This window comes from Xanthomonas hortorum (genome assembly GCF_011305375.1).
Classification (GTDB): Bacteria; Pseudomonadota; Gammaproteobacteria; order Xanthomonadales; family Xanthomonadaceae; genus Xanthomonas; species Xanthomonas hortorum_E.
On record NZ_VCME01000015.1, the window covers coordinates 134739 to 147845 of the forward strand.

Below are 13107 nucleotides of genomic sequence, written 5' to 3' on the forward strand. Positions count from 1 at the left end.
TCTAGTGACCCACGAACGCCTCAATCTGTTGCACCAGACCACGGCGCGTGTAGGGTTTGCTCAAGAAGATAGTGCGCTCGGGCAACCCGTTGGGCGAGCGGCCCAGACCGGAGGTGAGGATGGCTGGCACATTGTTGCCATTGGAGCGCAGGTAGGAGATGAGACCATAGCCGTCCAGCAGGCCCGGCATCTGAAGGTCGGTAAAGAGCAGGTCGATGCCCGGATGGTTGTCGATATGTTCGAGCGCTTCCTGGGCGTCTACAGCAGTCACAACCGCATATCCAATATCCGACAGCAACAGCGCAGCGACCTCAAGGGTGTCAACATCGTCGTCGACCACGAGGATCAGTTTTTCGTTCTTGAATTCCATAAAGCAGGTGTTCTGAGGATGCCCGCACCACACTACGTTTCCCACGCGAAAGGCATGTGATCGATTTGAGCACGATGAACACGACGCAAGATTTCCCAGATCATCGCTACCGGCAAGTGGTCGAACTCTCGCTGGATTCCATCAAGGAAATTTCGTTGGATGGGCGCGTCAAATTCGTCAATGCGCATGGTCTGGCACGTGTGGCGGCAGAGCATGCCAGGTCCATCGTGGGCGAGCGCTGGTCGTCGTTGTGGCCGGAAGAATTCAGACAGCGCGTGGAAGATGCGCTTGCAGCTGCTGGTCAAGGATTGTCCCAGCAATTCGAAACCGAGTGCACCGGCGCCGATGGCCAACGCCAGTTCTGGCTGGTGTCCACCAGCCCGCTGCGCGATGCATACGGCAACATCGAAGGCGTGCTGGCGGTCAATCGCGACATCACCGAGCGCCGGCAATCGCAGCAAGCGCTACGCACGCTCAACCAGACGCTGAGCGCACGCAACGACCCGTTGATCAGGCAAAGCGAACTGTCCAACGCCATTGGCTACGAGCTCAACAGCAACGACAGTAGCGGCCGCGATGTGGAAGGTGAACTCGATATCGCGCGTGCAGCCCAGCGACTGGCCGAGACCGTGGCCGAGCGGGCGCAGGAGGGAGAGGCCGTTGGGCAATTGCTGGCAGGGGTGGTCCACGACCTCAATAACGTGCTGCAAACCGCGGGCGCTGCCATCGAAGTGGTTCAGTCTCGCGGCGCTGTCATCGCCGAAGACAGGAAGATTCTGCGCATGGCCGAGGGCGCTTTGCAGCAGGGCTCGATCATGGCGCAGCGGCTGCTGGGGTTCGCGCGCAATCACCCGTACGCACCCGAAGAGGTGGATCTCAACGAGCTGGTCGCACGGCTGCTGCCCTTGCTGCAACAGGCAGCGGGTAACAAGGTGTCTATCGAGTGGACACCGGCAGCGATCAGGAGCGTGGTGTTGGTCGATCCGCACACATTAGAACGCGCGCTTTTGAATCTGGTGATCAATGCACGCGATGTCTGTGGCGAGCACGGCAAGGTCGGTATTGCCGTGGCACAGTGCACGCTTGCCGATGCCGACGAGGTAAGCGCTCGCCGCAGTGGCGACTACGTCACCATCGCTGTCAGCGACAACGGCAGCGGTATCACGCCCGAGGTACGTGAGCATTTGTTCGATGCCTACTTCACAACGAAGCCGGCGGGGAAGGGCACCGGCTTGGGCTTGGCGCAAGTCGACGGCGCAGTGAGGCAGGCCAATGGGTTCATCGATGTGACATCCGAGCCCGGGCAGGGCGCGTGCTTCACGTTGGGGTTCCCTGCAGTTTGACTGTGCTGGCCAGGTTGAGGCATCGCTACCGGGCAAGACTCCCGTACATCTGCAGAATCGAGCTTGGGTAGGTCTTCATCGATCGACACGATGCCTCGAACGGCGCACCCATGTCAGCTGTCTTCAAGAATGCCCAACGCCGAGAGCTTGCATCTGCCCATCCATTGCCTGGCGTAATGCCTCGCAGCAAGTTGGGTCTCGAATCTGACATCCGGCGGTTTATAACCGCGCAGGGTGATGCCATCTTCGAAAGAGACAAGAATTTCCGGAGCGTACAAGGCACCTGCCGGCGCCGTGTGCGCCGTCAATCGGTAGTGACCGATGTTCCGGATCATGGTGAGCCCCATACACACCTCGGTGCCTGCATTGAGCGGCTTGAACCAGTAAGGCTTGCCCAGCAAGAAGCTGTCGATTCCAGATTGGGCGATAATTTTGCAACTTGCAAGGAATCAACGGGATTCATTGCTGCTGTTTGCAATGAAGCTTTAAACACGGCAGATCGCATACTGCACAGGTCGCTCTTAGATAAAATGATTCATAAAGCAGCGGAACGATTTCATTGCCGGGCTTGTTACTCGATACAGCCAGCAGTGGCGATTAGAAATTGATCAACCAAATGGTGTTCCGAAAGCAATCCACCGCAAATAAAATCGCGACACGCAGCGGACCTCGATCAACAAAAACTACTCACCACGCATCATTGCTGACGTGAATCCGGACTCGAGGCATGTGCACGTTCTGTGAGATGGCTGACATCAAAACCTTTGAAACTTGCAGAGCCAGCTAGGTGCAAGCCTGACGCCACCCAACCGGCACGCAAAGCGTGAGCTGCCATCGACTCACAACACCGCGACGGTCCACAGACGATCATTGCGCGCATGAACAGCAGTAGCCAGATCTCGGTGCGCGCATTTTCCGCTGCACCCAAGAATACCGCGAGCGATGCCAGCAGTCTCATCGAAGTGCATCTGTCCAGCAGCCCGGATCCGCGCTGGCGTGCCTGCTTCAACTTTGTCCTGCAAGGCCGGGAGATCGCGTACCTGCAGGACAAGCCGGTGTTCGACCACGCGAGCTTCAAGGCCACGCTGTTGCCCGGATACGCGGATTCCTTCCGGCAGGAACTGCCGGAGCTCATCGCAGCGGCAAGCGCGCTTGCGCGTGCCCAGACCAACAAAGACGCCAGCCGCTAGCATCCACATTGCGCTTCTCATCACATGCCCGCTGGCAGCATCAAGCCACGTCCAGACCTCGCCCCCAATGAGTCCGCCATGAATTCAACTGCGCTTCCCGCCCGGTCCTGGGCAATCCACCCATTCCATGCCGCCGTGCTCGGTGGCGTGTGGCCACTGTTTCTCGGCGCGCTACTGAGCGACTACGCTTACTGGAGCACTTACCAGATCCAGTGGAGCAACTTTGCCTCCTGGCTGCTGGTCGCGGCGATGGTGCTGACCAGCATTGCGCTGGTGTGCGCGATCGTTGGATTCGCGCGTGGAAGCCGCAACGTCATCTACATCATCGCGCTCGGCGCGGCATGGATCGTGGGCTTTTTCGATGCCTTGCATCATGCGCGTGACGCCTGGGCAGTGATGCCGGCGGCACTGGTGTTTTCGGCGATCGCAACCGCGTTTGCGTTGGTCGCAACCTGGGCGGGATTGTCCGGTCTGCGCGTAGGAGGTGCACGATGAAGCGTCAGACCGTCACGATCATTGCAGTGTCCGTGCTCGCTGCAGCACTGGCCGCCTGCAACAAGGCGCCCGAGCTCAATCAGCGTGGCGCCACTCCGGAGCTGCCGGAACCGGACCGCGGGCTGATGCCCGACATGACCATCGCCAAGCCCACCGCGTGGGGCGACCAGCGTCCGACCGTGCCAGCCGGCTACCGCATCGCTGCGATCGCCACCGACCTGGGCATTCCGCGCCAGACCCTGGTGTTGCCTAACGGCGACATTCTGGTGGCCGAAGGTCGCGGCGGCGGCGCGCCCAATCTCAAGCCCAAGGACGTGATTGCCGGCGCGATCAAGGCCAAGGGCAATACATCGGTCAAGAGCGGCAACCGGCTGACCTTGTTGCGCGATGCCAATGGCGACGGCACCTATGAGTTGAAGACCGTGTTCGCTGAAAACCTCAACGCGCCTTACGGGCTCGCGCTGATCGGCAACGCGCTCTATGTCGCCAACCAGGATGCGTTGGTGCGCTTCGACTATCGCGAAGGGCAGACCAAGGCGAGCGGCGCGCCAGCCAAGGTCACCGACTTGCCCTCGGCCATCAACCATCACTGGACCAAAGCGCTGACCGCCAGTGCAGACGGGCGTTACCTATATGTGGCGATCGGCTCCAACAGCAACATCACCGAGCGCGGCATGGCGGTGGAGATCGATCGTGCGCAGATCTGGCAGGTGGATCCGGCAACCGGTGCGCACAAGCCATACGCGACCGGCATCCGCAACCCCACCGCACTGGCGATCCAGCCGGGCAGCGGCGTGTTGTGGGCCGTGGTGAACGAGCGCGATGAAATCGGCCCGAACCTGGTGCCCGATTATCTGACCTCGGTGCGCGAAGGCGGCTTCTACGGCTGGCCTTACAGCTATTGGGGCAAGCATGTGGACACACGGGTGATGCCGCAGGATCCGCAAAAGGTCGCATCGGCCATCGTTCCCGATTACGCATTGGGCTCGCATGTGGCCGCACTCGGCGTTGCATTTTCATCTGCGGCGATGGGCACGCAATTTGCCGACGGTGTGTTCGTTGGCGAACACGGCAGCTGGAACCGCGACCCGCCGGTCGGCTACAAAGTGGTGTTCGTGCCGTTCCGTGATGGTCGCCCGGCAGGCGATGCGATCGACTTCGTCTCCGGCTTCCATGGCGACGATGGCCTGACTCGCGGCCGTCCGGTCGGCGTCACTGTCGACCCACGTGGTGCGCTGATCGTTGCTGACGACCTGGCCAATACCATCTGGCGGGTCACGCCTGATGCCGCGCCCAACGCCGTGCCGAATCCCGCACCTGAGGCGGCGCCCGCTTCGGCGCCCGCTTCACCAAACTAAGCGGCGCAGCGACTCACTGCCAATGCCCGGTTCCGCAAGGAGCCGTGCATTGACGTGTCTGGAACCACAAAAACAGCTGGCCTGTTGCGATCCTCACCCATGCAGCTGAAGACGCTGCACGCGCGCAAGCAGCCGGCTTGCCAGACCAGTCTCTTGCCCCTCAAGCGACGGCCCCATCGTGACCCGCAATGCCGGAGCGCGCAGCCGGCCGGGTGGCAGGCAGATCAACACGCACGGCGTCTTCGCCAATGCGGCATGCAGCGAGGAGCGCCAGACACCGCGACGCACCACGGCATCGTGTTCGACCACCAGCACATCGGCGCGGGCACGTTTGAGCAGGCTGGCGATTTCGCGCCGTGGGTTGCCCACTGCCACGTGGATGCGCACGCGTAAGTCGTCGTCCTGCAACTGCGCGGCAAGCTCGCTCAGCCAATGGCTGGCTGCCGATTCGGTCAAGGGTTGGTCGTTGAACAGGCTGTCCATCAGCAAGCCTTCGCTGATATCTGGCATCACATGCAGCAGATGCAGGTCTGCGCCACGACGACGTGCCAGCGCTGCCGCATCGCGCAAGGAGTCCAGGCTGGTTTCGCGGCCGGTGATCCAGCAGGCGACATGCCCACCCACTGCGCCATCGCGCGGCAGCGCCTCGGCGTAGGGCAGGGTCAGCATCGGCGTGGCCACGCGCTGCAGCACCCGCGCACGCAGGGAGACATGCAACGGCCGCGGCAGGCCTGTGCGTTCGGAGGGCGGCATGATCAGCAGCGCATCGTTGCGGCTGCGGCAGAACGAGACGATGCCGGCCGCCGCCGGGCCGCTGCTCAGCGCACGTTCGCAGCCCGGGTAGTTGGACGCTTCGGCAAAGAAGGAGTCCAGCGATTGTTGCGCCTGCGCACGCTTGCCCTTGGCATGCACGTGCAGGATGGTCAGGCGTGCACGCAGGCGGTCGACCAATTGCGCCACCGTCGGGATCGCGGCATGGCAGGTCTCGGAAAAGTTGGTGGCAAAGATCAGCTGGGTGGGCGTGGTCTGCATGGCTGTGTCCCTGGTTAATAGATGAAACCGTCGATGGCGCGCACCTCGCGCAGCGGCACGCGCTGGCCGAGCATTTCGCGCAAGGTCAATTCGATCCCGCGTGACAACGCGGTCATCGGGGTGTCGTGCACGGTGTTTTCGAACGGGTCCTCGATCGCGCTGCTGGCGCTGTCGATCGCGATCAACGTGAAGCTGATCAGCACCGAGGCGATCGGCATCGCCAGGCCCATCCCGGCGATCAGGCCAAGCGGCACCAGCCAGCAATACAGGTTCACCAGGGCGCGCGGCAGCGACGAGAACTGGCGTGGCAGCGGGGTGTTCTTGATGCGCTCGCAGGCGCCCTGGATATTGGCAAGCGTGGTCAGGTTCGCATCCAGCGACGACCAGCGCAGGCTGTCGAGCATGCCCAGGGCACGGGCCTGCTGCAGCTGTTGCCCCAGGCGCAAGGTCAGGGCATTTGGGATGTTGGCATAGACACGGAGTGCGTCGGCGCGCTCCGCGCCGAGCAGCCCGGCCAGTTCCGGAAACGGATTCTGCTTGCGCAGATGGCAGCGCAGCGCATGGACGAATGCCACCTGATGCACCACGATGTCGTCGCGCAGCGTCACCTGCTGTGGATCGGCTGGATCCACATCCAGCGCGGTCAGCGCCTGACGCGCTATCGCACGCGAGGTATTCACCAGCGAGCCCCACAGCTGACGCGCTTCCCACCAACGGCCATACGCGGCATTGGCGCGGAACGCCAGAAAGATCGTCAGCGCCGATCCCAGTTGTGCAAGCGGCAACGCCTCGATCGACAGCCAATGCCAATCGACAAAGGTGTACAGCCCGGCCACCGCGCAATCGAACGCCAGCAGCACCAGCAAGCGCTTGTAGGTCTTTGGCCAGATACGGCGCAGCGGAAACGTATCGCGAAGAATCATGGGAGGCGGCATTGACGTGGGTGCCGCCATTACACCCAGCCTCCACGGATGTGTCTGCCATCCTTGCGCCAGCGTTGGACGGGCATTGCGCCGTCCAACGATGCCGTCCAGCTATCTTTCGATAGGATGCAATAAGCGGGCGCCGCCGCAATGCTGTGACATGCGCAACGCTGGTCGATGATTGGGAACGTGGTGAAGCGATGGACAGACTGAGATTGCCGTTCAAATGGCGCGGGCAAGTGGTCAGGCTCAATCGCGCTCCCACGCTGTGGGCGTCGCTGGCCATGCTGGCGCTGCTGGTGCTGGCCGAGTGGTACTCACACCTGGGCGTGTCGCTCGGGCTGCTGTACATCCTGCCGGTGGTGCTGGCCGCGACCGTGCTGTCGCGGCGAAATATTGTGATTGCCGCCGTCGCCTGTGCGGCGCTACGCGGTCTGTTCGTCACCGAAGAATCGTTGGTCGAGCAGGCCTTGCGCTTCTTCATGGCGACCATTGCCTACGCCGGCTGCGGCCTGCTGGTGGCCGAGATCAGCCGCACCCGCCGGGTGATCCTCTCGCACTACGTGCAGTTGCGTGCCGAACAACGCCTGCGCCGGCGGCTGGAGCGGCAACTGCGCCTGCTTGCCGAGAGCAGCCCCGCCGCGCTGCTGACCGTGGCCGGCGATGGCCGTATCGTGGCGGCAAACCGCGCCGCCCACGAAATTCTCGACATGGCCGAGGAGGGCGGGCTGCAAGGGCGCGCCGTGCGTGAGTTCCTGCCCCTGCTCGACGACGCGCTCAGCATGAGCGCCAACCTCGACGGCATGCGCACCTCGGCCAGCACCTGGGGCCGGCGCGACGATGGCAGCACGTTTCCTGCAACCACCTGGTTCTCGGTCTACGAAGACAGCGAGGAGCGCCATCTGGCCGCGATCCTGGTCGACACCAGCGAAGAAGTGCGCGCGCGCGAATCGGCGCACTTCGATGACCTGCTCAAGAACAATCGCTTGCTCGCCGGCGCGGTCTCGCATGAGATCCGCAACCTGTGCTCGGCCGCTGGCGTGGTGACCTCCAATCTTGCCCGTCATCCGGCCATCCGCGCCGATCCGGACCTGGCCGCATTGCAAAGCCTGGTCGCCGCATTGATGGAACTGGCCTCGTTCAACCTGCGCCGGCAGACCCCGCATGCGGCGCACGAGACCCGCTTGCAGACCCTGTGCAGCGAGTTGGACGTGATCATCCGCTCGGACTGGGACGACATCGATGGCCAGCTGGTCATCCAGATCCCGGCGGATTTTCCGGCGGTGCACGGCGACCGTCATGCGCTGTTGCAGGTGCTGCTCAACCTGGCACGCAACGCGCTGCGTGCGGTGCAGCCGTTGCCGCAGCAGCGGCGCCAGCTGATCGTCAGCGCCCGCATGGAGCAGGGCAGTGCCGTGTTGAGCGTGCGTGACACCGGCCCGGGCATCGCCGAGCCCGGGCGCTTGTTCCAGCCCTTTCGCAGCGATAGCGATGGGTCCGGATTGGGGCTCTACATCTCGCGCGCCTTGATGAGCAATCAGGAGGGCGCGCTGCGCTACGCACCGGGAGGCGAGGGCGCCTGCTTCGAGCTGCACATGCCGCTGGCGCATGCACCACTGGCGGAGACGCTGGATGGATGAGTCGCGGCGTAATCCGGTGCGTCTGTATCTGCTCGATGACCACACGCTGTTCCGAGAAGGCCTGCTGCGCCTGCTCGGCGCCGACGCACGCTTCGATGTGGTCGGGCAGTCCGGCAACCTGGCGCAGGCGATCGTGCAGATCGCATCGCTGTCACCGGACGTGGTCATCCTCGATTACGACATGGGCGAATACAACGCACTGGACTACATGCGGCGGCAGGCCGACCAGGCCAAGCGCCCGGCAACCCTGGTGGTCACCGCCGGGCTTCCCGAGCGCGATGCGCTGGCATTGATACGCCTGGGCGTGTCGGGCATCTGCCGCAAGGACGTCTCCACCGACGAGCTGATCGACAGCATCCATGCGGTTGCGATGGGGCGGGTGTTGATCGACCAGCGCTACCTACAATCGCTGGTGGCCCAGGACACGCAGGAAAGCCGCCCCAGCTTTACCGAACGCGAGCGCGAAGTGCTGCGTGGCCTGTTGCGCGGCCAATCCAACAAGTTAATCGCCCGCCAACTCGGCAGCTCAGAAAGCGCCATCAAGGCCACGTTCCAGCAACTGTTCAACAAACTGGATGTGCGCTCGCGCAGTCAACTGGTGATGGTGATCCTGCAGGACTATCGCGATCTGGTGTGAGCCTCGCCACCCTGATGGACATGCTCCGTTTGCTAGCATGCAGTCACCTGAAACTGCGAAGGCAACAGCATGGCGCCAACCACATTTCCCGAGCCCGAGCTGTTCTTGCCAGGGCAGGGCGAGCCATCGCTGCGATGGGGCATCTTGGGTCCAGGGCTGATCGCTTCGGCATTCGTCAGCGCGCTACGCAAGCACACCATGCAGCAGCCGTTCGCGGTCGCCTCACGCAATCGTGCGCGTGCTGACACCTTCGCCAAAAGCTGGGCGATGGAGCGTGCGTACGACAGCTACCAGGCGCTGGTCGACGACCCCGAGATCGACATCGTCTACGTTGCCACGCCCCACAGCGAGCATCTGGAACATGGCTTGTTGGCGTTGAGCGCCGGCAAACATGTGTTGATCGAAAAACCCATGGCCACCTGCGCGGACGACGCACGCGTGCTGGTGCAGGAAGCACGCGCGCGCGGCCTTTTCCTGATGGAAGCCATGTGGAGCCGATATCTGCCTCACATCTCGGTGCTGCGCAAACTGCTGGCCGATGGCGCGATCGGCGAGGTCCGGCATGTCTTTGCAGACCTCAGTCAAATCGGCCCCAATGATCCGATGCATCGGCAACGCCGACCGGAACTCGGCGGCGGAGCATTGCTGGATCTGGGTGTGTATACCGTGCAGTTCTCATCGATGATCCTTGCCGCACCCACCGCCATCGCGGCAACCGGTGCGCTGACCGACACCGGCGTGGATGCGTTTTCGACCGTGGTGCTCTCGCATGCAGGAATCGCGCAATCCACCCTGATCAGCTCCATCGTGGCCCGCAGCAGCTCGGTCGCCTATGTCACAGGCAGCGAAGGCCGCATCGACCTTGCAGGCGACTTCCATAACCCCACAACCCTGCGTCTGGTCGGCAACGATTACGCTAGCCAACCGGGGCTATGGGCAGATCCGACCGGCGTCAACGGCTACGACGGGCTGTCCTGGCAAGCCACTGCTGCCGCACGCTACATCGGCGAAGGGCGCAAGGAATCGCCACTGCATCCACTCGACGAAGTGGTCCAGATCATGACCACCCTGGATGTGGCGCGCGCGCAGTTGGGCGTTGGCACCACAGCTTAGGACCTCAAACAGCCGCTCTTAATCTGCATCCCGGCGCACGCGCGTTCGGTACGCAGCCACATTGTCGCCGTCGATGTGCTTGGCCTGCGTGCCGGTGATCGTATCGATCTTGCGGTCCGAGCCGGTCACTGGCTTGGCATCGACCGTCGTTTCCCGCTCGAAGGCGTGCGACTGATCGGTATTGCGGTAGTACTGGTACAGCACCCAATACAGCGCAGACGCTCCGACCGGGCCGGCCAGCAGTAACCACAGTCCGTTGTTGTCGCTCATGCGGCCACCGCCACGATCCAGAGGGCTATTGCTTCGATGACGGTGCCGGCGGTGAGTGCGGCCAGCAACAGTTTCCACTGCTGCACCGGCACGCTGCCCATGGTCTCGCCGGTACGGCCGTTCACTGCGATGTAGTGCAGCATGCCGCCGCCACGTCCGGGCTGGTGGTACGAGTACAGCCACACCGGCAGATACATCGACACCCAGCGCGTGCCATGGACATCCAGCCGCTCCACCTCCCAACGCACGCCGCGGTCGTAGCGGCGCACCGAGCTTTCCACTTGTACGCGGGCGATCGACAGCAGCTGGTCTTCCAGACGCGGCCTTAGCTGCTCGACATCGCGGTCGCGCTTTTCCGAGGTGAACCCCGCCAGATACGATGCGTTCCACTTCACTGCATTCTTGGTGTCGAATGGCAGGATCGTGTTGATGATGTTGTTGGTGTTGACCCGGCTATCCAGGTTGCCGCGCTCGGCAGACGATTCCAGCGGCAGATCGTCCACCGTGAATTCCACCTGCCGCTGCACCTGGTACACGTCGGCGTCGTAATAGGTGCGCTTGTTCTTCTCGGTGCCTTGCGTGTACTGCCGCGTCTTGATCTCGCCCTTGCCGCTTACGCTGGCGCTAACGCTGCCATCGACGATCATGTAAGGCAGGTAGACGCCCACCACGTTCTCCGGCGTGAATTGCTGCTTGAAGGCCTTGAGCGCAAACAGGCGCCGCTTGTCCACAAACTGACGGATGCGCGCCACTGCATCGTCTTTGTTGATGTGGAAGGGCAGCACTGCGTCGGGCACCGCACCATTGGCCACCTGCTCATTGACGCCGAACACATGCCGGCACCAGTGGCAACGCGCCGTCATCGTGCTCTGCGTATTGATGGTCACCTCGGCGCCGCAGCCGGTGCACTTGAAACTCATCAGGCTGGCGGCGTCTGCAGCAATATCCTGCGCGCCCGAAGCGATGACCGTGCCGCGTAATTCGCTGATGCCTTCGCCGAATCCGAACACTTCTTCCACCCGCGCGCCGTGCCATTCGTGACGACAGAACTGGCACACCAGCAGATCGGTGCCGAGCTTGGGCCGGATATCGCTGGCGCCGCATTTGGGGCAGCGATTGAGGCCGTCCTTGAGCTCGGCGGCGGCGGTGTCGATGGCCAGCGGGTCGGGCGCCTGCAGCTCGTTGCGGATTGGGGCGGGCAGGGTGGCCGGGTCGAGCTTGAAACTACCCGGCAACGGCGGTACGTCCTGCGGCGAACCGGGGCCGGTCGCAGGCGCTGCGGGCAGCGGCGGCAACGGAGGAGGTGTCGCCGGCAACGGCGGTGGGATGCGGGAGTCGGACATGATGGCGGCGCGTCTCGCTTACAGGCCCAACGCCTTGGCTTTTGCGGCGTTGTAATCGTCCTGCGTGATCAGCCCGAGGTCCAGCATTTCCTTGGCCTTCTTCAATTTGGCGACTGCGTCGTCGGCAGCGGGTGCAGCTGGCGCGACCGGCTGTTGCAGACCGCCAACGCCACCCACCATGCCGGTGGCCATGCCCACGCCCACCAAACCTGCAGCGCCGCCATGTTCGCCCGCAGACTGGATGCCTTGCGCCACACTCGCCTGCAAATTGGAGTTGCCGCGTGCGCCCGCCAGTGCGTCGGCGCGCTGTACGGTCTTGAGCAGTTCCCGCGTGTTCGCGTCGTATTCGATCGACACGATGGCCGTCTTGACGATCGCCAGACCACGCTCGGAGTTCCACTGATACGCCTGCTCGACCGCATCGGACAGACTCTTGGCAAAGCCGAGCGAATCCTGCTGCAGCCGCGCGATACGGTTGCCTTTGCCCGGATCGTTCGTATACAGGCTGAAGGCCGGCGCAAGCGCACTCACTACCTCGTTGAACAGCTGGCTGGCAGCAGCGTTATCCAGATCGGTGAAGTCGAACACCTGACCCGGCTGCAGGTAGCGCGCAGGCACGAAGTTCTTCACGAACAAAATGGGGTCGACAATTTTCAACGTATACGAGCCACGCGTGATCGCGCCGACCTGCGTCCCAAGAAACCCATCATCCCAATAAATCTCCGACTGCGTGCCGAATCGGTTATCTGGTAGCTCCTTCAGCGACACAAAGAACGCGGCTTGCTGCGCGCCCGGCTGGCCACCGAACTTGAAGCGCTCCCAGCTCTGCCGGATCAGCGGCGTCACCAGGCCATCGCCAGCGAAGATCGACTGCGCATTGACATCGTCGGAGCGCCATTCGTAACCACCCGGCTCGGCGACAAACCCGGTGATTGCACCGTCCTGCAACAATAGCAGTCCGTAACCCTCGGGAACGACGATCTTCGAGCCGTTGCTGATGATGTTCGAAGATGCGTTGGTGTTGGCGCCGCGGCCGGCGTTGCTTCCGCTCGGCACTGCAGCGAACAGCGCCGCCGTCGAAGGCAGGCCAGCCGGCACGGTATAGAAATCCTTCCACTGATCAGCAAGCACGCCACCGACTGCACCTGCTACCGCCTGCAAAAGACCCATGACAACTCCCTGTAATTGGTGACGAGATATTGATGATGGGTGTTGCGCCCACCGCGTTCGCCGCACTATATCAGCAGCGCGCTGGCGTTATGGCGTTGCCCATCCAGGCACGGCGTGGTGGTGCTGCAACGACGTGTCGCGGTGCGAGCTAGCGCACGATGCAACAGACACAAAAAGCCCCGCATGCGCGGGGCCGTGTAGCGGTGTTATCGCCGCCAATCGC

14 protein-coding genes are annotated in these 13107 nt (G+C 62.9%); 7 read left to right on the plus strand and 7 right to left on the minus strand.

The features are described 5' to 3' along the window. Position 1: 1 nt before the first annotated feature. Positions 2 to 370, minus strand: coding sequence for a response regulator (locus FFY45_RS14375; protein ID WP_006448791.1), 369 nt, complete (start codon positions 368 to 370; stop codon positions 2 to 4). A gap of 74 nt (positions 371 to 444) precedes the next feature. Between FFY45_RS14375 and FFY45_RS14380 the strand changes: the two genes are divergently transcribed. Next, positions 445 to 1713 (plus strand): two-component system sensor histidine kinase NtrB, encoded by a 1269-nt coding sequence (locus FFY45_RS14380; protein ID WP_176340943.1) that lies wholly within the window; start codon positions 445 to 447, stop codon positions 1711 to 1713. Positions 1714 to 1826: 113 nt separating this feature from the next. On the opposite strand, the gene FFY45_RS14385 is transcribed toward FFY45_RS14380, so the two are convergent. Beyond that, positions 1827 to 2114, minus strand: coding sequence for a hypothetical protein (locus FFY45_RS14385; protein WP_255171980.1), 288 nt, complete (start codon positions 2112 to 2114; stop codon positions 1827 to 1829). A 477-nt stretch (positions 2115 to 2591) separates the two neighbouring features. Between FFY45_RS14385 and FFY45_RS14390 the strand changes: the two genes are divergently transcribed. From FFY45_RS14390 to FFY45_RS14400, 3 genes are all read left to right on the plus strand, one after another. Beyond that, positions 2592 to 2903, plus strand: a complete 312-nt coding sequence (locus FFY45_RS14390) for a hypothetical protein (protein WP_023904038.1) — start codon at positions 2592 to 2594, stop codon at positions 2901 to 2903. A gap of 78 nt (positions 2904 to 2981) precedes the next feature. Beyond that, positions 2982 to 3398: a hypothetical protein gene (locus tag FFY45_RS14395; RefSeq protein ID WP_023904039.1), complete on the plus strand. Its 417-nt coding sequence runs from the start codon at positions 2982 to 2984 to the stop codon at positions 3396 to 3398. Further along, the gene (locus FFY45_RS14400) at positions 3395 to 4756 is read left to right on the plus strand and encodes a PQQ-dependent sugar dehydrogenase (RefSeq protein ID WP_176340944.1); all 1362 of its coding nucleotides are present in this window, start codon (positions 3395 to 3397) and stop codon (positions 4754 to 4756) included. The genes FFY45_RS14395 and FFY45_RS14400 overlap by 4 nt, the downstream gene beginning before the upstream one ends. A gap of 93 nt (positions 4757 to 4849) precedes the next feature. Here the strand turns inward: FFY45_RS14400 and FFY45_RS14405 are convergent, their stop codons facing one another. Beyond that, entirely contained in the window at positions 4850 to 5788 is a 939-nt protein-coding gene (locus FFY45_RS14405; protein ID WP_176340945.1) for a universal stress protein, read from the minus strand. Between the two features lie 14 nt (positions 5789 to 5802). After that, entirely contained in the window at positions 5803 to 6711 is a 909-nt protein-coding gene (locus FFY45_RS14410; RefSeq protein WP_176340946.1) for a bestrophin family protein, read from the minus strand. A gap of 200 nt (positions 6712 to 6911) precedes the next feature. Between FFY45_RS14410 and FFY45_RS14415 the strand changes: the two genes are divergently transcribed. The 3 genes from FFY45_RS14415 (at position 6912) to FFY45_RS14425 (ending at position 10101) form a co-directional block, all read left to right on the plus strand. Then, on the plus strand, positions 6912 to 8351 hold the full coding sequence (locus tag FFY45_RS14415) for an ATP-binding protein (protein WP_176340947.1): 1440 nt from the start codon (positions 6912 to 6914) through the stop codon (positions 8349 to 8351). Further along, positions 8344 to 8988 (plus strand): LuxR C-terminal-related transcriptional regulator, encoded by a 645-nt coding sequence (locus FFY45_RS14420; protein ID WP_176340948.1) that lies wholly within the window; start codon positions 8344 to 8346, stop codon positions 8986 to 8988. The genes FFY45_RS14415 and FFY45_RS14420 overlap by 8 nt, the downstream gene beginning before the upstream one ends. A 69-nt stretch (positions 8989 to 9057) precedes the next feature. Further along, positions 9058 to 10101: a Gfo/Idh/MocA family protein gene (locus tag FFY45_RS14425; RefSeq protein WP_176340949.1), complete on the plus strand. Its 1044-nt coding sequence runs from the start codon at positions 9058 to 9060 to the stop codon at positions 10099 to 10101. Positions 10102 to 10119: 18 nt separating this feature from the next. On the opposite strand, the gene FFY45_RS14430 is transcribed toward FFY45_RS14425, so the two are convergent. From FFY45_RS14430 to FFY45_RS14440, 3 genes are read right to left on the minus strand one after another with little or no spacing between them, the layout of a single operon-like run. Further along, a complete protein-coding gene (locus FFY45_RS14430) occupies positions 10120 to 10371 on the minus strand; it encodes a hypothetical protein (protein ID WP_006448780.1) in 252 nt (83 codons plus the stop codon). After that, on the minus strand, positions 10368 to 11714 hold the full coding sequence (locus FFY45_RS14435) for a TFIIB-type zinc ribbon-containing protein (protein ID WP_176340950.1): 1347 nt from the start codon (positions 11712 to 11714) through the stop codon (positions 10368 to 10370). Before FFY45_RS14435 ends, FFY45_RS14430 begins: the two co-directional genes overlap by 4 nt. 18 nt (positions 11715 to 11732) lie before the next feature. Further along, complete coding sequence (locus tag FFY45_RS14440) at positions 11733 to 12884, minus strand: SPFH domain-containing protein (RefSeq protein WP_176340951.1); 1152 nt, start codon at positions 12882 to 12884, stop codon at positions 11733 to 11735. Positions 12885 to 13107 lie beyond the last annotated feature (223 nt).

Bases quoted from the DNA above. Each gene is read 5' to 3' on its own strand.
- FFY45_RS14375 (WP_006448791.1), bottom strand. From the start codon at position 370: ATGGAATTCAAGAACGAAAAACTGATCCTCGTGGTCGACGACGATGTT.
- FFY45_RS14380 (WP_176340943.1), top strand. From the start codon at position 445: ATGAACACGACGCAAGATTTCCCAGATCATCGCTACCGGCAAGTGGTC.
- FFY45_RS14390 (WP_023904038.1), top strand. From the start codon at position 2,592: ATGAACAGCAGTAGCCAGATCTCGGTGCGCGCATTTTCCGCTGCACCC.
- FFY45_RS14395 (WP_023904039.1), top strand. From the start codon at position 2,982: ATGAATTCAACTGCGCTTCCCGCCCGGTCCTGGGCAATCCACCCATTC.
- FFY45_RS14400 (WP_176340944.1), top strand. From the start codon at position 3,395: ATGAAGCGTCAGACCGTCACGATCATTGCAGTGTCCGTGCTCGCTGCA.
- FFY45_RS14405 (WP_176340945.1), bottom strand. From the start codon at position 5,788: ATGCAGACCACGCCCACCCAGCTGATCTTTGCCACCAACTTTTCCGAG.
- FFY45_RS14410 (WP_176340946.1), bottom strand. From the start codon at position 6,711: ATGATTCTTCGCGATACGTTTCCGCTGCGCCGTATCTGGCCAAAGACC.
- FFY45_RS14415 (WP_176340947.1), top strand. From the start codon at position 6,912: ATGGACAGACTGAGATTGCCGTTCAAATGGCGCGGGCAAGTGGTCAGG.
- FFY45_RS14420 (WP_176340948.1), top strand. From the start codon at position 8,344: ATGGATGAGTCGCGGCGTAATCCGGTGCGTCTGTATCTGCTCGATGAC.
- FFY45_RS14425 (WP_176340949.1), top strand. From the start codon at position 9,058: ATGGCGCCAACCACATTTCCCGAGCCCGAGCTGTTCTTGCCAGGGCAG.
- FFY45_RS14430 (WP_006448780.1), bottom strand. From the start codon at position 10,371: ATGAGCGACAACAACGGACTGTGGTTACTGCTGGCCGGCCCGGTCGGA.
- FFY45_RS14435 (WP_176340950.1), bottom strand. From the start codon at position 11,714: ATGTCCGACTCCCGCATCCCACCGCCGTTGCCGGCGACACCTCCTCCG.
- FFY45_RS14440 (WP_176340951.1), bottom strand. From the start codon at position 12,884: ATGGGTCTTTTGCAGGCGGTAGCAGGTGCAGTCGGTGGCGTGCTTGCT.